The 17,841-nt window shown below is 63.8% G+C and carries 21 protein-coding genes; 15 read left to right on the plus strand and 6 right to left on the minus strand.

Translation table 11 applies throughout. From position 1 onward, the window contains the following. Positions 1-43: 43 nt before the first annotated feature. Entirely contained in the window at positions 44-1,258 is a 1,215-nt protein-coding gene (locus tag YWC_RS0109850; protein ID WP_036213927.1) for a DesA family fatty acid desaturase, read from the plus strand. A 63-nt stretch (positions 1,259-1,321) separates the two neighbouring features. Here YWC_RS0109850 and YWC_RS0109855 read toward each other — a convergent pair whose 3' ends face one another. The 4 genes from YWC_RS0109855 to radC form a co-directional block, all read right to left on the minus strand. Next, positions 1,322-2,068, minus strand: a complete 747-nt coding sequence (locus tag YWC_RS0109855; protein ID WP_027865206.1) for a hypothetical protein — start codon at positions 2,066-2,068, stop codon at positions 1,322-1,324. 184 nt (positions 2,069-2,252) lie between these two features. Beyond that, positions 2,253-2,420: a 50S ribosomal protein L33 gene (gene rpmG, locus YWC_RS0109860; RefSeq protein WP_005665735.1), complete on the minus strand. Its 168-nt coding sequence runs from the start codon at positions 2,418-2,420 to the stop codon at positions 2,253-2,255. A 13-nt stretch (positions 2,421-2,433) separates the two neighbouring features. Beyond that, positions 2,434-2,670, minus strand: a complete 237-nt coding sequence (gene rpmB / locus YWC_RS0109865; protein ID WP_005665737.1) for a 50S ribosomal protein L28 — start codon at positions 2,668-2,670, stop codon at positions 2,434-2,436. Positions 2,671-2,855: 185 nt separating this feature from the next. Beyond that, complete coding sequence (gene radC, locus YWC_RS0109870) at positions 2,856-3,527, minus strand: RadC family protein (protein ID WP_027865207.1); 672 nt, start codon at positions 3,525-3,527, stop codon at positions 2,856-2,858. 126 nt (positions 3,528-3,653) lie between these two features. Here radC and YWC_RS0109875 point away from each other — a divergent pair, with 126 nt between their 5' ends. The 6 genes from YWC_RS0109875 (at position 3,654) to YWC_RS0109900 (ending at position 8,995) form a co-directional block, all read left to right on the plus strand. Then, on the plus strand, positions 3,654-4,103 hold the full coding sequence (locus YWC_RS0109875; protein ID WP_027865208.1) for an FKBP-type peptidyl-prolyl cis-trans isomerase: 450 nt from the start codon (positions 3,654-3,656) through the stop codon (positions 4,101-4,103). 13 nt (positions 4,104-4,116) lie between these two features. Continuing rightward, a complete protein-coding gene (ispH, locus tag YWC_RS0109880; protein ID WP_027865209.1) occupies positions 4,117-5,058 on the plus strand; it encodes a 4-hydroxy-3-methylbut-2-enyl diphosphate reductase in 942 nt (313 codons plus the stop codon). A gap of 277 nt (positions 5,059-5,335) precedes the next feature. Then, entirely contained in the window at positions 5,336-6,265 is a 930-nt protein-coding gene (locus tag YWC_RS0109885; protein ID WP_027865210.1) for a branched-chain amino acid ABC transporter permease, read from the plus strand. A 17-nt stretch (positions 6,266-6,282) separates the two neighbouring features. Continuing rightward, positions 6,283-7,494 (plus strand): ABC transporter permease subunit, encoded by a 1,212-nt coding sequence (locus tag YWC_RS0109890; RefSeq protein WP_027865211.1) that lies wholly within the window; start codon positions 6,283-6,285, stop codon positions 7,492-7,494. Continuing rightward, the gene (locus tag YWC_RS0109895) at positions 7,491-8,264 is read left to right on the plus strand and encodes an ABC transporter ATP-binding protein (protein ID WP_027865212.1); all 774 of its coding nucleotides are present in this window, start codon (positions 7,491-7,493) and stop codon (positions 8,262-8,264) included. The genes YWC_RS0109890 and YWC_RS0109895 overlap by 4 nt, the downstream gene beginning before the upstream one ends. Before the next feature lie 8 nt (positions 8,265-8,272). Continuing rightward, on the plus strand, positions 8,273-8,995 hold the full coding sequence (locus tag YWC_RS0109900) for an ABC transporter ATP-binding protein (RefSeq protein ID WP_027865213.1): 723 nt from the start codon (positions 8,273-8,275) through the stop codon (positions 8,993-8,995). A 70-nt stretch (positions 8,996-9,065) separates the two neighbouring features. Here YWC_RS0109900 and phaP read toward each other — a convergent pair whose 3' ends face one another. Beyond that, positions 9,066-9,650 (minus strand): TIGR01841 family phasin, encoded by a 585-nt coding sequence (gene phaP, locus YWC_RS0109905; protein WP_027865214.1) that lies wholly within the window; start codon positions 9,648-9,650, stop codon positions 9,066-9,068. A 357-nt stretch (positions 9,651-10,007) separates the two neighbouring features. On the opposite strand from phaP, the gene YWC_RS0109910 reads away from it, so the two are divergent. From YWC_RS0109910 to YWC_RS29000, 3 genes are all read left to right on the plus strand, one after another. Next, positions 10,008-10,934 (plus strand): DMT family transporter, encoded by a 927-nt coding sequence (locus YWC_RS0109910; RefSeq protein WP_027865215.1) that lies wholly within the window; start codon positions 10,008-10,010, stop codon positions 10,932-10,934. After that, entirely contained in the window at positions 10,931-11,626 is a 696-nt protein-coding gene (locus YWC_RS0109915) for a nitroreductase (RefSeq protein ID WP_027865216.1), read from the plus strand. Before YWC_RS0109910 ends, YWC_RS0109915 begins: the two co-directional genes overlap by 4 nt. Before the next feature lie 162 nt (positions 11,627-11,788). Then, the gene (locus tag YWC_RS29000) at positions 11,789-13,000 is read left to right on the plus strand and encodes a serine hydrolase (RefSeq protein WP_051306369.1); all 1,212 of its coding nucleotides are present in this window, start codon (positions 11,789-11,791) and stop codon (positions 12,998-13,000) included. On the opposite strand, the gene YWC_RS0109925 is transcribed toward YWC_RS29000, so the two are convergent. Further along, a complete protein-coding gene (locus YWC_RS0109925) occupies positions 13,001-13,801 on the minus strand; it encodes an IclR family transcriptional regulator (protein ID WP_027865217.1) in 801 nt (266 codons plus the stop codon). It abuts the gene before it with no gap. Positions 13,802-13,935: 134 nt separating this feature from the next. On the opposite strand from YWC_RS0109925, the gene YWC_RS0109930 reads away from it, so the two are divergent. From YWC_RS0109930 to cysW, 5 genes are all read left to right on the plus strand, one after another. After that, positions 13,936-14,322 (plus strand): diacylglycerol kinase, encoded by a 387-nt coding sequence (locus tag YWC_RS0109930; RefSeq protein ID WP_027865218.1) that lies wholly within the window; start codon positions 13,936-13,938, stop codon positions 14,320-14,322. A 112-nt stretch (positions 14,323-14,434) separates the two neighbouring features. Further along, on the plus strand, positions 14,435-15,073 hold the full coding sequence (locus YWC_RS0109935) for a peroxiredoxin (RefSeq protein WP_027865219.1): 639 nt from the start codon (positions 14,435-14,437) through the stop codon (positions 15,071-15,073). Positions 15,074-15,201: 128 nt separating this feature from the next. Beyond that, positions 15,202-15,975: a sulfite exporter TauE/SafE family protein gene (locus YWC_RS0109940; RefSeq protein ID WP_027865220.1), complete on the plus strand. Its 774-nt coding sequence runs from the start codon at positions 15,202-15,204 to the stop codon at positions 15,973-15,975. A 103-nt stretch (positions 15,976-16,078) separates the two neighbouring features. Next, complete coding sequence (gene cysT, locus YWC_RS0109945; RefSeq protein ID WP_027865221.1) at positions 16,079-16,930, plus strand: sulfate ABC transporter permease subunit CysT; 852 nt, start codon at positions 16,079-16,081, stop codon at positions 16,928-16,930. Continuing rightward, complete coding sequence (gene cysW / locus YWC_RS0109950) at positions 16,927-17,841, plus strand: sulfate ABC transporter permease subunit CysW (protein ID WP_027865222.1); 915 nt, start codon at positions 16,927-16,929, stop codon at positions 17,839-17,841. Before cysT ends, cysW begins: the two co-directional genes overlap by 4 nt.

The raw sequence follows: 17,841 nt of genomic DNA on the forward strand, positions 1-17,841 counted from the left end.
GCCGCGACTGTCGGCGTGTCGACGCGATATCCATGGAGACTGAATGAATTTCTTGAGTAGCGAACCCGTGCAAGCCGTGCTGACGTTCCTGTCCACCGGCCTGCTCGACTTCACCGGCTGGCAGGTCTTCTTCGCCACGCTGGTGCTGACGCACATCACGATCGCCGCCGTGACGATCTACCTGCACCGCCACCAGGCGCACCGTGCCCTCGACCTGCACCCGATCCCGAGCCATTTCTTCCGCTTCTGGCTGTGGTTGACCACCGGCCAGGTGACCAAGGAGTGGGCGTCAATCCACCGCAAGCACCACGCCAAGTGCGATACCGAAGAAGATCCGCACAGCCCGCAGACCCGCGGCATCCGCAAGGTGCTGTTCGAAGGCGCCGAGCTGTACCGTGCTGAAAGCAAGGTCAAGGAAACCATGGAGAAATACGGCCATGGCACCCCGGACGACTGGATCGAGCGCAACCTGTACACCAAGCACAGCGCCATGGGCGTGGTGCTGATGCTGTTCATTAACGTCGCGCTGTTCGGCATCGTCGGCATCTCGGTGTGGGCGGTGCAAATGATGTGGATCCCGATCACCGCGGCCGGCATCATCAACGGCATCGGCCACTACTGGGGCTACCGCAACTACGATTGCAGCGATGCGGCCACCAACATCTTCCCGCTTGGCATCCTGATCGGTGGCGAGGAGCTGCACAACAATCACCACACCTTCGCCACCTCGGCCAAGCTGTCGAGCAAGTGGTACGAGTTCGACCTGGGCTGGGGCTACATCCGCATCCTGGAAACCCTGCGCTTGGCCAAGGTGAAGAAAGTCGCGCCGGCGCCGAAGTTCGCCAAGGACAAGATGGTGGCCGACCTCGACACCCTGCAGTCGGTGATCGCCAACCGCTACGACGTGATGGCCAAGTATGCCAAGTCGGTGCGCCACGCTTTCCATGAGGAATTCGAGCACCTGAAGCACAAGGCCGAGCTGGAAGCGCGCTTCCTGAAGAGTTCGCGCAAGCTGATGCAGCGCGAACCGGCCAAGCTGGAACAGTCGCAGAAGCAGCAACTGGTCGAGCTGTTCCAGCACAGCAAGGCGCTGGAAACCATGCACCAGATGCGCGTGGAACTGGGCGCGATCTGGGAGCGTTCGCACTCGACCCGCGACCAGCTGCTGCAGCAGCTGCAGGACTGGTGCGCACGCGCCGAAGCTTCGGGCATCAAGTCGTTGCAGGACTTCTCGCTGCGCCTGCGCAGCTACGCATAAGCGACTTGTGTCGCAACAAGGGCGGCTCCTTCGGGAGCCGCTTTTTTTTCGTCGCAAAATTTGCTAAATCAGCAGCACCTGCGCATCTTCCGGCAGCACCAGCCGCGCCCGCGGGTCGAAGTCCTCGTTGCCGGTAAAGCGGTGGCAATACACCGGAGCATTCGCGTGGTTGCGGGCCGGCTCGCTGGTGGGATAGCGCGCCAGCAGGCGGGTGCCGTCGACGACCTCGACCTGGGCGCGCGGCGACAGGCTGCACACCGACACGCCCAGCCTGCGCGTCGAGGCCCAGTTCAGGAAGCGGTGGTGCCAGGGCACGAGCGGATCGATGGTGGCGTGCACGTCGCGCAGCAGGCGCCGCATTTCGCCGATGGTCCAGGCGTCCGGCGCCAGGGTCGGGATGAGCACCAGGTTGGCGCGCAGCTCGGACGGATGCTTGTTAACCAAAAAGCCGCCATCTTCCTGCGCGATCCGGTCGGCGACCGGCACGATGTACAGGCCGTGTCCGTCGGCGCGCATCGGCAGCGATTCGCCGCCGCCCTCCAGCCAGAGGACCAGGTCGTCGGTACGGATGCCGGCCCGGATTGGCCGCAGCTGCACCGCCAGCGCGGCGCGCCCAGGCAGGCTTTTCTGGACCGCCTTGGCCATCGGATAAAACAGGGGGCGGTAGGGGAGCAGGCGCATGCGAGCGGCGGCCTTGACTTCGACCATCGGCACGCCCTCGGGGCCGGTCGACTGGGCGTGCGCGGGCATGGCCCACAGCAGGCTGGCGGCGAGGAGGGACAACACAGGCAGTTTCAGCAGCGGATGCATGCTGGCTCGTGGTGAAGTCGGCAAGACCCCATGCTTTCACGGCCGAGCGCATATTGCAATATTCGCACTCGATCGCGCTGCGCCGAGTCAAGGCAGTGTTGTATTCGCGACGGTGCATGCCGGACTCGGCAATAAAAAAAGCCGCCAGTCGAAACGGGCGGCTTTTTCGAAGAAACAAGATCGATTACTTGATCTTGGTTTCCTTGTAGATCACGTGCTTGCGTGCCTTCGGGTCGAATTTGGTGATTTCCATCTTCGCCGGCATGGTGCGCTTGTTCTTGGTGGTGGTGTAGAAGTGACCGGTACCTGCGGTCGATTCCAGCTTGATTTTGTCGCGGCCAGTTTTTGCCATGATAGCTCCCTAATTAAACTTTTTCGCCACGGGCACGCATGTCGGCCAGCACGGCGTCGATGCCGAGCTTGTCGATCACGCGCAGACCGGCGTTGGACAGACGCAGGGAGACCCAGCGGTTTTCCGATTCCACGTAGATGCGACGGTTCTGCAGGTTCGGCAGGAAACGACGCTTGGTTTTGTTGTTAGCGTGGGAGACGTTGTTGCCAACCATCACTCCCTTGCCGGTAACTTGGCAGACACGTGCCATAGTGCACTCCTTAAGAATATCCAGATTTGGAAAAACGAGAGTATAGCGTGAAAACTGAAAGCAAATCAATCACTTGCGAAAAACAATTGTGTCTTAAGATAATTCAAGGATTTAACAATTGCCGATGAGTTCGCTAGAGCCTTGTTTTGGCACCGGTTTACGGAGGCGGAGCCTGCCGTGCGGATTTACAACTGCCCGTGCTCGGCAAAGGAATGTACCTGGCTGCCGGCCACCACGAAGTGGTCGAGCACGCGGATGTCGACCAGGGCCAGCGCCTGCATCAGGTTGGCCGTCAGGCGCAGGTCGGCCTCGCTCGGCTCCGGCACCCCGGACGGGTGGTTGTGCGCCAGGATCACGGCCGCGGCATTGCGGCGCAGCGCCGCCTTCACCACCTCGCGCGGGTACACGCTGGTATGGGTCAGCGTGCCGCGAAACATCTCCTCAAAGTTAATCAGGCGGTTCTTGACGTCCAGGAAGAGCACGACGAAGGATTCATGCGCCTGCAGCGCGAACTGGTGGCGCAGCCAGGCGCGCACCGCGTCCGGCGAGCACATGCCTTCGCGTTTGAATTCCTCGGCCACGGCGCGCCGCGTCAATTCGATCGCTGCCTGCAACTGGGCATACTTGGCCGGACCGAGCCCGTGCAGGGCGCCGAACTCGCTGGAGCTGGCATGCAGCAGCCGGTGCAGCGAGCCGAAGTGGTCCAGCATGTCGCGCGCCAGCGCCACCGCACTTTTTCCCGCGACACCCACGCGCAGGAAGATCGCCAGCAGTTCGGTGTCCGACAGCACTTCCGGGCCGCCGCGCAGCAGCCGTTCACGCGGGCGTTGCTCTTCCGGCCATTCGGTGATTCTCATTGTCTGATCCTTGCCTTATTCCATTACCAAGCGAGTCTAAAATCGGGGCACGCCAGGGCACGAGGGCCGGGCGTGGCTTACAATAGCGGTTTGCCTGCAACAGGCCTGCCTGTCACCACAAAGAACATGTCCAACGCTCCAGTCGTCAACGAATCGTCCTACCTGACCCTGCATTATCGGCTGGCCACCGCCGACGGTACTGATCTCATCACTACCTTCAATGGCACGCCGGCCACCTTGATGCTGGGCCAGGGCCAGCTTGCACCGTTCCTCGAATCGCGCCTGATCGGCCTGCCGGAAGGCGCGCACCAGACCTTCCAGCTGAGCGCGCTTGACGCCTTCGGCGAGCGCAACCCGGACCTGATCCAGCCGGTGTCGAAGGCAACGCTGCAAGAGAACTCGGTGCCGGACGCCGACTACAAGGTGGGCGAGCTGATCGAATTCAACGCACCCAAGGGCGGCCGCTTCGCCGGCGTGCTGCTGGAGATGCGCGAGACCACCGCACTGTTCGATTTCAACCACCCGCTGGCCGGCCAGGCCCTGCAATTCGAAGTGAAACTGATTTCGGTTCTGTAAACAGGAAACCTTCATGGAAAACGAAATTCTGCTTGCCCAGCCGCGCGGCTTCTGCGCCGGCGTGGACCGCGCCATCGAGATCGTCGAGCGCGCCCTGAACCAGTTCGGCGCCCCAATCTACGTGCGCCACGAGATCGTGCACAACGCCTACGTGGTCGAAGACCTGCGCAACAAGGGTGCGATCTTCATCGAAGAACTCGAAGACGTCCCGGTGGGCAATACCCTGGTGTTCTCGGCGCACGGCGTCTCGAAAGCCGTGCGCGCCGACGCCGAAGCGCGCGGCCTCACCATCTTCGATGCCACCTGCCCGCTGGTGACCAAGGTCCACGTGGAAGTGGCCAAGATGCGCAAGCAGGGCTGCGAGATCGTCATGATCGGCCATGACGGCCACCCGGAAGTCGAAGGCACCATGGGCCAGGCCGAAGAAGGCATGCACCTGGTCGAGACCGTCGACGACGTGGCGCGGCTGGCGGTCAACAATCCCGATCAATTGGCCTACGTGTCGCAGACCACGCTGTCGGTGGACGACACCGCCGAGATCATCGCTGCGCTGAAGGCACGCTTCCCGAACATCATCGAACCGAAGAAGGGCGACATCTGCTACGCCACCACCAACCGCCAGGAAGCCGTCAAGTTCATGGCGCCGCAGGTGGAAGTCGTGGTCGTGGTCGGCAGCCCGAACAGCTCCAACTCGAACCGCCTGCGCGAAGTGGCGGAGAAGATGGGCACGCCGGCCTATATGGTCGACAATGCCGCGGCCATTGACCCGCAATGGATAGCCGGCAAGAAGCGCATCGGCGTGACCGCCGGCGCCTCGGCCCCGGAAGTGCTGGTGCAGGCCGTGATCGACCGCCTCAAGGAACTGGGCGCGGCCAGCGTGCGTGCGCTCGAAGGCGTCGAAGAGAACGTGGTGTTCCCGCTGCCGAAAGGCTTGGATGGGGTGAAAGCCGCGTAATCGCGTAGGGTGGGCAAGTTTCTTGCCCACGCGGTGATCGATAACGGCTCCGATATCGGGCTCGATGATCCTGCCGCTAACTATCGCCGCGTGGGCGGGAGACCCGCCCACCCTACAAAAATTCGTGGCGCCGCATGTTTTCCACTGCAAGTTTTCCATTTGCCAAGTTATGATGACGGCAATCGGAACATGAACGCCAGGCCAGAAACGGCACTGCGGGGCTACCCGGCAGTGCCGTTTTTCATGGCCCTTCAAGAAAGCAGAGCGAACGCGCACGATGGAAACATTCATCCAACAACTCCTCAACGGCCTGGTGATGGGCAGCATGTATGCCCTGGTCGCTCTGGGCTACACCATGGTCTACGGGGTGCTTAACCTGATCAACTTCGCGCACGGCGACGTGCTGATGATCGGCGCGATGGTCGGCCTCACCATCCTCAAGCTACTGGACGCCCATGCGCCCGGCCTGTCCGGCTGGTTGCAGCTGGCCATCGCCATCCTCGGCGCCATTCCCGTGGCCATCCTGGTCAACATCCTGATCGAGCGCGTCGCCTACCGCCGCCTGCGCAATGCGCCGCGCCTGGCGCCGCTGATCACCGCGATCGGCGTATCGATCCTGCTGCAGACCTTCGCCATGATGATCTGGGGCCGCAGCCCGCTGCCGTTCCCGCAGCTGCTGTCGCCCGAGCCGGTCGAGATCATGGGCGCGCTCATTTCGCATACCCAGATCCTGTTGCTGGTGCTGGCCGCCGTGGCGATGGTCGCCCTGGTGCTGCTGGTCGAGCGCACCCGCATGGGCCGGGCGATGCGCGCCGTGGCCGAGAACCCAAGGGTGGCCGGCCTGATGGGCGTGGACGCGAACCGCGTCATCGTCGCCACCTTCGCCATCGGCGCCGCGCTGGCGGCGGTGGCCGGGGTGATGTGGGGCGCCAACTACGCCTCGGTCACCTTCACCATGGGCATGCTGCCGGGCCTGAAGGCCTTCTGCGCCGCCGTGCTGGGCGGTATCGGCAACATCTACGGCGCCATGATCGGCGGCATCCTGCTGGGCATCATCGAAGCGCTCGGCGCCGGCTACATCGGCGACCTGACCGGCGGCTTCCTGGGCAGCCACTACCAGGACATCTTCGCCTTCGTCGTGCTGATCCTCGTGCTGACCCTGCGCCCGTCGGGCATCATGGGCGAGCGCGTGGCGGACCGCGCGTAAGGGGAGGGACAGACACCATGGCACTCCTGACTTTCGACGTCCGGCACAAGCCGCGCCAGGCCTATGCCAGCATGGCGGCCGTGCTGGCCCTGATGCTGGTCTTCCCCTTCGTCGCTTCCCAGTTCGGCAACTCCTGGGTGCGCATCATCGACATCGCGCTGCTCTACATCATGCTGGCGCTGGGCCTGAACATCGTGGTCGGCTTCGCCGGCCTGCTCGACCTGGGCTACATCGCCTTCTTCGCGGTGGGCGCCTACCTGGTGGGCCTGTTCTCCTCGCCGCAGTTCGCGGCGCTGCTCGAGTCCGTCATCTATTACTCGCCGGCGCTGGGCGAAGCCTTGGTCAGCTTCTTCGGCCCCGAGATCCAGCAGAACGGGATCCACCTGTCGGTATGGGCGATCGTGCCGCTGGCGGCGATCGTGGCGGGCCTGTGCGGCGCGCTGCTGGGCGCCCCGACCCTGAAGCTGCGCGGCGACTACCTCGCCATCGTCACGCTCGGCTTCGGCGAGATCATCCGCATCTTCATGAACAACCTGAACGACCCGATCAACTTCACCAACGGGCCGCAGGGCATTAACATGATCGACCCGATCCGCGTGTTCGGCGTGTCGCTGGCGGGCGAGGCGGGCTCGCAGGCCACGGTGCACATCGGGGGCTTCTCGATGCCTTCGGTGAACGCCTACTACTTCCTTTTCCTGTTTCTCACCATCGCGACCATCTTCATCACCTCGCGCCTGCAGCATTCGCGCCTGGGGCGCGCGTGGGTGGCGATCCGCGAGGACGAGATCGCGGCCAAGGCCATGGGCATCAACACCCGCAACGTCAAGCTGCTCGCTTTCGCCATGGGCGCCAGTTTCGGGGGCGTGGCCGGCGCCATGTTCGGCGCCTTCCAGGGCTTCGTGTCGCCGGAGTCGTTTTCGCTCACCGAATCGATCGCCGTGCTGGCGATGGTGGTGCTGGGCGGGATCGGCCACATCCCCGGCGTGGTGCTGGGCGGCGTGCTGCTGGCGGCGCTGCCGGAAGTGCTGCGCCACGTGGTGGAGCCGGTGCAGCAGGCGCTGTTCGGCACCGTCGTGATCGAGGCCGAGGTGCTGCGCCAGCTGCTCTATGGCCTGGCGCTGGTGCTGATCATGCTGGTGCGCCCGGCCGGGCTGTGGCCGTCGCCGAACCGGGAGGAGCGTCCCAACGCCGCCCTGGCGCGCGAGGAAGAAGAGGGAGCCAAGGCATGAGCGCGCAGATCATCTTGAACATCGCGGGTGTCAACAAGCGCTTCGGCGGCCTGCAGGCGCTGACCGACGTCGGCATCCGCATCGAGCGCGGCCAGATCTATGGCCTGATCGGCCCGAACGGTGCCGGCAAGACCACCTTCTTCAACGTGATCACCGGGCTGTACCAGCCGGACAGCGGCACGTTCGAGCTGGCCGGCAAGCCGTATTCGCCGTCGGCCCCGCATGAAGTGGCGAAAGCCGGCATCGCGCGCACCTTCCAGAACATCCGCCTGTTCGGCGAAATGAGCGCGCTGGAAAACGTGATGGTGGGCCGCCACGTGCGCACCCGCCAGGGCGTGTTCGGGGCGATCTTCCGCCACAAGGCGGCGCGCGCGGAAGAGGCGGCGATCCGCCGGCGCGCGCAGGAGCTGCTGGATTTCGTGGGCATCGGCCAGTTCGCCAACCGCACCGCCAAGTACCTGTCCTATGGCGACCAGCGCCGCCTGGAGATCGCGCGCGCGCTCGCCACCGATCCGCAGCTGCTGGCGCTGGACGAGCCGGCGGCCGGCATGAACGCCACCGAAAAGCTGGCGCTGCGCGAGCTGCTGGTCAAGATCAAGAACGAAGGCAAGACCGTGCTGCTGATCGAGCACGACGTCAAGCTGATGATGGGCCTGTGCGACCGCATCACCGTGCTCGAGTACGGCAAGCAGATCGCGGAGGGGATCCCGAGCGAAATCCAGAAGAACGACGCCGTGATCAAGGCTTATCTCGGCGGAGCACATCAGTGACCAAGGACATGAGCGACAACATCCTGAAGATTGCGGGCCTGAAGGTCGCCTATGGCGGCATCAAGGCCGTCAAGGGCCTGGACCTGGAAGTGAACCAGGGCGAGCTGGTGACCCTGATCGGCGCCAACGGCGCCGGCAAGACCACCACCCTGAAGGCCATCACTGGCACGCTCCCGCCGTGCAAGGTGGAAGGCGAGATCAGCTACCTCGGCCAGCCGCTGCGCGGCACCCCCTCCTTCCGCATGGTCCAGCAGAAGCTGGCCATGGTGCCGGAAGGGCGGGGCGTGTTCACCCGCATGAGCATCCACGAGAACCTCATGATGGGCGCCTATACGCGCAAGGACAAGGCGGGGATCGCGGCGGACATCGAGAAATGGTATGCGGTGTTCCCGCGCCTGAAGGAGCGCGCCGCTCAGCTGGCCGGGACGCTGTCGGGCGGCGAGCAGCAGATGCTGGCGATGGCGCGCGCGCTGATGTGCCATCCGACCCTGCTGTTGCTGGACGAGCCCTCGATGGGCCTGTCGCCGATCATGGTGGAGAAGATCTTCGAAGTGATCCGCGACGTCTCAAACCAGGGCATCACGATCCTGCTGGTGGAGCAGAACGCCAAGCTGGCGCTGCAGGCCGCGCACCGCGCTTATGTGATGGAGTCGGGCAGCATGACCATGACGGGGAATGCGGCGGACATGCTGAACGATCCGCGGGTGCAGGCGGCCTACCTGGGCGAGTAAACGCCCGCCGGGAGCGCAAAAAGCAAAAAGCCGGGACACGTCCCGGCTTTTTCATTTGACCAGTCGCAGCTTAGGCGGCAGCGGTCTGGGTCGCGGCAGCAGCAGTAGCGGTAGCCTTGCGAGCAGTCGCCGAAAACTGGCTCACCGCTGCGTTGACGTTGTTTTCGATCGCTTCGGCAGCCTGCTTGCTGGTCTTGCTGAAATGCTCGTAGCCGGCGTTGGCGTTGCTGATCACGGTCTTGACGGCGGCAACGAAGGTTTCCGAACCGGCCGGGGCGTTCTTGCTCACTTCGTCGACCAGGGCGATGACCTTGCGGTTGGTTTCGACGATCTGGCTTTCGGCGGCCTTCGAGAACTCGGCGCCGGTGCCGGTGGCGATGGCGGCCAGCTGGCGGTTGTACGACAGGGCTTTTTCAGCGGCCGGCTGGGCTTGCGAAGTGGTGACCGAGAAGAACTCCTGCGGATCCTTGGCGCTCAGCAGCTGGCGGGTGACGTTCGACGACTCTTCCAGGGCGCTGCGGGCGGTGCTGATGTTCAGGTCGACCAGCTTCTCCATGCCTTCGAAGGTCTTGGCCGTCAGCGACGACAGCAGCGCGAACTGCGATTCCAGGTTGGCTTTGGTGGCGTTCGAGAACTGCTCAGGAATTGCAAACATGTGACTCTCCAAAATTCAGTGCGTTTAAGGGGATGGATGTTGCTTGGACTTGTGAGGCAGGTTTTTTTCGTCCGATGTCGACGAAACTCTTTTTTGTGCACCGCAACAGGACGGATTTTCAACCATGTCGACGGGCGAGTCAAGCGAATTTGACGCGCTGCACCATCGTTTGTGCATAAATTTCTTGAATGCATTGATTGCAAGAAATTTCAAGGACTTAGGCTTGATTTAGCGCAAGAAATGCTGCGCCAAGGGAAGCACCAAGGTTCTCTCCGGCGGCGTGCTAGACTGATGGCTTGTGTTTTCGCCAAGCCATCCATTCAAGCTGCTGTGCAGCATCCCGCTGATCATCCATTCATGCCTTCCGGTACCCGAACAAGCGCAGCTTCCCTCCCGACATCTTCCTGGCTTTCGCCGGTACCGCTGCTGTTCGTGTTCCTGTGGAGTACCGGCTTCATCGTCGCCAAGCTCGGCCTGCCGTATGCGCCGCCGCTCACCTTCGTGATCCTGCGCTGCCTGGGCGTGCTGGCGGTGCTGCTGCCGGTCGTGTTCCTCCTGCGTGCTCCCTGGCCGCGCGGCCAGATCCTGCACGTCGCGGTCGCAGGACTGCTGCTGCAGGCCGGCTATCTCGGCGGTGTCTGGGCCGCGATCAAGATCGGCATGCCCGCCGGGCTGACTGCGCTGATCGTCGGCATGCAGCCGATCCTCACGGCAGCCGCGGCGCCCCTGATCGGCGAGCGGGTACGCCCGCGCCAGTGGCTCGGTTTCGCGCTCGGCCTGTCCGGCGTGGTGCTGGTGGTCTACAGCAAGCTGCACCTGGCCGGGCTCACCGCCGCCGGCATCGCCCTGTGCATCGTCGCTTTGTTCTGCATCACCGCCGGCACCATGTACCAGAAGCGGTATTGCCCGGGCTTCGACCTGCGCACCGGCACCGTGATCCAGTTCGCCGCCACGGTGCTGGCCTTGCTGCCGCTGGCCATCGTGCTCGAAGGCCTGGACCTGCGCTTCTCTACCATCACCTGGAGCGCGGAGTTCATCTTCGCCTGGCTGTGGTCGATCTTCGCGCTGTCGATCGGCGCGATCTTTTTGCTGTTCACCCTGATCCGGCGCAGCCGCGCCACCGAAGTCAGCAGCCTGCTCTACCTGACCCCGCCCACCACCGCCATCATGGCCTGGCTGCTGTTCGGCGAGTCCTTCAGCCTGCTCGCCGTGGCCGGCATGCTGGTCGCCGTGCTGGGTGTCGCATTCGTCGTCAAGAAACCACATAACAAGGAGACCCCATGATCAACAGCCCCCAGCAGGAAGCCGTCGACGCCGCCATCACCTCGCGCCGCTCGATCCGCGCTTTTCTATCCAAGCCGGTCGAGCGTGCCGACATCGAGCGCATCCTCGAAGTGGCGGCGCGCGCGCCATCCGGCACCAATACCCAGCCATGGAAGGTCTACGTGCTGACGGGGCAGGCGCGTGAGAAGCTGAGCGAGGCGATCCTGGCGGTGAACGCCGACCCGGAGCAGGCCCGCCGGCACACCGAGGAATACGCCTATTATCCGCGCGAGTGGATCTCGCCCTTCGTCGACCGCCGCCGCAAGGTGGGCTGGGACCTGTATTCCCTGCTGGGGCTCACGCGCGACAACAAGGCCGGCATGGCGGCCCAGCACGCGCGCAACTACCGCTTCTTCGACGCGCCGGTCGGCCTCATCTTCACCATCGACCGCATCATGGAGCAGGGCTCCTGGCTGGATTACGGCATGTTCTTGCAGAGCATCATGGTCGCCGCGCGCGGCCGCGGCCTCGACACCTGTCCGCAGGCTGCCTTCACACAGTATCACCGCGTGATTGCGCAGCAGCTCGGGTTGCCGGAGAATGAAATGGTGGTGTGCGGCATGGCGCTCGGCTGGGCAGACCCCGGCAAGGTCGAGAATTCGCTCGTCACCGAGCGCGAACCGCTCGCGCATTTTGCCCGCTTCATGGAGTAAAGTGCAGGTCAATATGCGCGACGATGCAAGCGTAAATACTTGATTAGTAAGGCTTGTTGGTTTTTGGGTGTTGCCGCACGGAATGTATCTTTTCGCTTGCGATCAGGCGTCGTTCCGCTAAACTGCATCCGTACCTCATCAGTTTGCGCCAAAGGGTTCGAGATGTTCAAAGTTGCATTGGCTGCCATCGTATCGCTGCTGTTTGCGCTCCAGCCCGTCAACGCGGCCGGCGCGGGCGCCGGTGCGGGTGCAGGCGCCGAATCCACATCCAAATCCAAGAAGGCCCAGCCCACCAAAAAGAAGGCCGTCAAGAAAAAGCGCGCCGCCGGCCGCAAGGCCGCGCCCGCCAAGCGCAAGGACCTGGCCCACGCCATCGCCGACGACAATCGCCAGCGCATGGTGCGCCGCGTGGAGATGGTGCGCGGCAAGCGCAAGGTCACCTATCATGCGGTACGCCGCGCCGGCGCTGCCGCTGGCGCCGCGGCCGTGGTCGATCCGCGCACCTTCGGCGATGCCGCCGGCCTGCGCGGCACCCCGGATTCATTGTCCCTGCGTTCGAACGTCGCCTTCGTGCTCGACCAGAACAGCTCGGAAGTCCTGTTTGAAAAGAACGCCAATGTCGCCCTGCCGATCGCCTCGATCACCAAGCTCATGACCGGCCTGGTCGTGGTCCAGGCCGGGCAGGACCTCGACGAGGTGCTGCGCATTGCCGACGCCGACGTCGACCGCCACAAGTATTCCAGCTCGCGCCTGCCGGTGGGCACGCGCATGACGCGCCGCGAGATGCTGCACATTTCCCTGATGAGTTCGGAAAACCGTGCTGCTTCCGCACTCGGACGCCACTACCCGGGCGGCATCAATGCCTTCGTGGCCGCCATGAACGCCAAGGCGCGCGAACTGGGCATGAAGGATACGCGTTTCGTCGATTCGAGCGGCCTGTCGAGCCGCAACGTCTCCAGCGCGCGCGACCTGGCGCGCCTGGTCGCCACCGCCCACGGCGAATCGCTGCTGCGCGAATTTTCCACCACGCCGAATTCGATCGTGAAGGCGAGCGGCCGGCCGATGCGCTATGCAAACACCAACTACCTGGTGGCGCTGCCGGACTGGAACATCGGCCTGCAGAAGACCGGCTTCATCAACGAAGCAGGGCGCTGCCTGGTGATGCAGGCGGCCATCCACGGCCGCAACGTGATCATGGTGTTCCTGGATTCGAAGGGAAAGATGTCGCGCACCGCCGACGCGGGCCGCGTGCGCCGCTTCCTCGAGGCGTTGGCGCCCGGCAAGCTCGAGGAGCTGGCGCCGGGTACGCTGAGCAATGCCAGCGATGTGCCGGTGATGAGCGCCGCAACAAGCGCGGCGCCGGCCTTGCACTGATCAGATCGCCGGGGTGGGGCGGTAGCCTAATGTAGCCGAAATACTGGATGCGGTCTGCACCAGGTCTTCCAGCCATTCTTCCTGCAGGCGGTCGGCCGGGGCCGAGATCGACAGGCCGGCCACCAGCTTGCCGCTGTCGTCGTGGATGCCGGCGGCCATGCAGCGCACCCCCAGTTCCAGTTCCTCGTTGTCGCGCGCATAACCGCGCGCGCGCACCAGGCTCAGCTCGCGTTCGAAGCGGGCCAGGTCGGTGATCGAATTCTTGTTGTGGCCCGCGAGACCGGTGCGGGTGGCATAGGCGCGGATGGTCTTGGCATCGTCGATCGACAGGAACAGCTTGCCGGTCGAGGTCAGGTGCAGCGGCGCCCGGCCGCCGATCGCGCGCACCACCTGCATGCCCGAGCGCTCGGAATAGGCACGGTCGATGTAGACGATCTCGTCGCCCTGGCGCACCGACAGGTTCACGGTCTGCTGGGTTTTCTTGTGCAGGGCGCGCATGAAGTCGAGTGCCGCTTCGCGCACCGACAGGCGGCTCTTGACCACGTTGCCCAGTTCCAGCAGGCGCATGCCGAGGCGATAGGTGCCCGGCTCGACGCGGTCGACGAAGCGCGTGACCACCATGTCGTTCAGGATGCGGTGCGCGGTCGAGGGATGCAGGCCGGAGACTTTCGACAATTCCTTCAGGCTCACCGGGTCGGAATAATTGGCCAGCGCATCGAGCAGCGCCATCATGCGCTCGATCACCTGGATCGAGGTCTTGCCCGGTGCCGCAGCGGCCAGTTCTGGGGTTTCCATTTTCATGATGTGGTTGGTGCAGTGCAGTATTGGTCTCTTTATACCATGATGTGAAACGCCGATGCAAACCGATGGGGTGCGGTGTGCAAGCCGCAGCAAGGGCGGCATAATGACAGTCCTGCATTTATTTTGAAAAATCAATGGAACACCCGATCAGCGAGTTCAAGACCAAGCGCGGCATCGCCCGCATCCTTGCCGCCTGCCGCAACACCCGGGACGGCCTGGCCTGGGCCTGGCGCAGCGAGGCCGCCTTCCGCCAGGAGATCGTGGTGATCGCGATCGCGAGCGTGGCGGCCTTGCTGCTGCCGGTCTCGGCTTTCCAGAAACTGGTCCTGATCGGCGTGCTGATCCTGGTGCTGATCGTGGAGATCATCAACTCGGCCATCGAGGCCGTGGTCGACCGCATTTCGCTCGAGCGCCATCCGCTGTCGAAAGTGGCGAAGGACATGGGCAGCGCGGCCGTCGCCCTGGCCTTGCTGCTGGCGACGGCCACTTGGGCAGTGGTGCTGTACAGCCGGTTTTTCTAGCACTTTTGTGGAACAAGCAAATTACAAAGCTGTCGTTTGCCAAACCGCCAAGTGCTCTTAGACTATGCGTTGCAGAAGTAACCCCGTAGTCCAATCACATGGAGAAATGACGATGACCTTACGCCTCGGCGATACCGCCCCCGATTTCGAGCAGGATTCCAGCATCGGCAAGATCCGCTTCCACGAGTGGGCGGGCGATTCCTGGGTGGTGCTGTTCTCGCATCCGGCCGACTTCACCCCGGTCTGCACCACCGAACTGGGCCTGACCGCCAAGCTGAAGCCGGAGTTCGACAAGCGCAACGTCAAGGCGATCGCGCTGTCGGTCGACCCGGCCGACCAGCATCGTGCATGGATCAAGGACATCGAGGAAACCCAGCAGACCGTGGTCGGCTTCCCGATCATCGCCGACGCCGACAAATCGGTGTCCACCCTGTACGACATGATCCACCCGGAAGCCTCGGCCACCGCCACCGTACGCTCGCTGTTCGTGATCGACCCGGCCAAGAAAGTGCGCCTGATCATTACCTACCCGATGAGCACCGGCCGCAACTTCGACGAAGTCCTGCGTGTGATCGACGCCCTGCAGCTGACCGACGGCTACACCGTGGCCACCCCGGGCAACTGGAAGGACGGCGACGACGTCATCATCCCGCTGACCGTGCAGGATCCGGCCGTCATCGAGCAGAAGTATCCGAAAGGCTACACCTCGCCGCGTCCTTACCTGCGCCTGACCCCACAGCCGAACAAGTAAATTGTTCCCACGCCGGACGGCTTGTTCGTCCGGCGTGCTCCACCGTCGCCGCATAAGCAAATAAGAAACCTGTTGTTTGCCGAACTGCCGAGTCCCCTTACCCTGTGGCTTAACTTGGGGGTAATGGCATGTCGACGACGTATATCATCGCGGGTTTTGCAGTAGGGCTGCTGGTCGGTATGACCGGCGTGGGCGGAGGTTCGCTCATGACGCCGCTGCTGACGCTGCTGTTCGGCGTCTCGCCCTCGGTTGCCGTCGGCACCGACCTCGCCTTTGCTTCCATCACCAAGGGTGTCGGCACCATCACCCACCGTTTCAACCGCACCGTCCAGTGGCAGATCGTCGGCCGCCTGTGCCTGGGCGCCTTGCCGGCCGCGCTGGTGGCGACCCTGGCGCTGAAGCACTTCGGCGGGCTCGATGAAGAGATCGGGCAGCTCATCCGTTATTCCATCGCCGGCTCCGTGATGCTGACCGTGATCGCGCTGCTGTTCCGCGCGCGCATGCTGGCCTGGGTCAATGCCAAACCGGGGCGCCAGCTGGAGGGCAGGGCGCTGACCACCGCCACCGTCGTTTCCGGCGCGGTGCTGGGCGTGCTCGTCACCGTGTCTTCGATCGGCGCGGGCGCCATCGGCGCCACGCTGCTGGTCATGCTGTATCCGCGCCTGACACCGGCCGAAGTGGCCGGCACCGATATCGCCTATGCCGTGCCGCTGACCGCGATCGCCGCCGTCGGCCACTGGTGGCTGGGCTCGATCGACTGGATGCTGCTGCTGACCCTGCTCATCGGTTCGGTGCCGGGTATTACGCTGGGCGCCATGGCTGCGCGCAAGGTGCCGGAGCGCTTCCTGCGCGCCCTCCTGGCGACCACGCTGACCGGCGTGGCGGCGAAGCTGGTTTTCTGATCCGTAATAGCTGTTTCCGTCTATGCAAATGAGGAAAGTTTCGTTTGTAATATAAGGGCCGCATGAGATTATGCGTTCCCTTAAGAATTTGTGAAGGGCTTCCATGACCACGCTCGCACTGCCAGCGCGACGATCTCCCGGCCGGGTCATCCCCGGCTTCGGCATCTCGCTCGGCTTCACGATTTTCTACCTCGCGTTGATCGTCCTGATCCCGCTGTCGGCGGTCTTCCTGAACACCTTCACGATGAGCTGGGAGGCCTTCTGGAGCGCCGTCACTTCCGAGCGCGTGATGGCGTCGTACCGCCTCACCTTCGGCGCCTCGCTGCTGGCCGCCTTCATCAACGTCATCTTCGGCGGCATCGTCGCCTGGGTGCTGGTGCGCTACACCTTCCCGGGCAAGCGCATCATCGACGCCCTGGTCGACCTGCCGTTCGCGCTGCCCACCGCGGTGGCCGGCATCACGCTCACCGCCCTGTACTCGCACAATGGCCTCATCGGCGAACAGCTGGCCAAGTTCGGCATCAAGGTCGCCTTCACGCCGCTGGGCGTGCTGGTGGCGCTGACCTTCATCGGCCTGCCCTTCGTGGTGCGCACGGTGCAGCCGGTGCTCGAAGAAGCCGAGCGCGAACTGGAAGAAGCCGCCGCCAGCCTGGGCGCTTCTCCGCTGCAGACTTTCTGGCGCGTGGTGCTGCCTTCGATCGTGCCGGCGCTCCTGACCGGCTTCGCGCTGGCTTTCGCGCGCGCGACCGGCGAATACGGCTCGGTGATCTTCATCGCGGGCAATCTGCCGATGGTCTCCGAGATCACGCCGCTGTTCATCATCACCAAACTCGAGCAGTACGACTACGCGGGCGCCACGGCGATCGCGGTGGTCATGCTGGTCATCTCCTTCATCCTGCTGCTGACGATTAACCTGCTGCAGGCATGGACCCGCAAACGGGCAGGCAAGAAATGAGCGCAGTCCTCGACAATCTCCATGCCGCACCCAAGAGCGCTGCACCGGTGCGCCGCCGCAAGACCAATGTGCTGGAGCCGGACTGGGTGCGCTACCTCCTGATCGCGGTGGCGCTGGCTTTCCTGACCCTGTTCCTGTTCGTCCCGCTGGCCGCCGTGTTCACCGAAGCGCTCAAGCGCGGCTGGGACGTCTACCTCGAATCGATCACGGACCCGGACGCGATCTCCGCCATCAAGCTCACGCTCATCGCAGCCGGCATCTCGGTGCCGCTGAACCTGGTGTTCGGCGTGGCCGCGGCCTGGGCCATCGCCAAGTTCGAATTCCGCGGCAAGAGCGTCCTGCTGACGCTGATCGACCTGCCGTTCTCGGTGTCGCCGGTCATCGCGGGCCTGATCTACGTGCTGCTGTTCGGCGCCCAGGGCTGGTTCGGCGAGTGGCTGATGGAGCACGACATCAAGATCCTGTTCGCGGTGCCGGGTATCGTGCTGGCGACCATCTTCATTACCTTCCCTTTCGTGGCGCGCGAGCTGATCCCGCTGATGCAGCAGCAGGGCACCGAAGAGGAAGAAGCCGCGCTGGTGCTGGGCGCCTCGGGCTGGTCGACCTTCTGGCGCGTGACGCTGCCGAACATCAAATGGGGCCTGCTGTACGGCGTCATCCTGTGTAACGCCCGTGCCATGGGCGAATTCGGCGCGGTGTCGGTGGTCTCAGGCCACATCCGTGGCGAGACCAACACCATGCCGCTGCAGGTCGAGATCCTCTACAACGAATACAACTTCACGGCCGCGTTCGCGATCGCATCGCTGCTGGCGCTGCTCGCGCTGGTCACCCTGGCGGTGAAGAGCTTTATCGAATGGCGCCTGCACCAGGTACGCAAAGCCGCCGCCGAAGAACGACAGAAGGAAGCCTGA

The sequence above is a fragment of the Massilia alkalitolerans DSM 17462 genome (genome assembly GCF_000427785.1).
GTDB lineage: Bacteria > Pseudomonadota > Gammaproteobacteria > Burkholderiales > Burkholderiaceae_D > Telluria > Telluria alkalitolerans.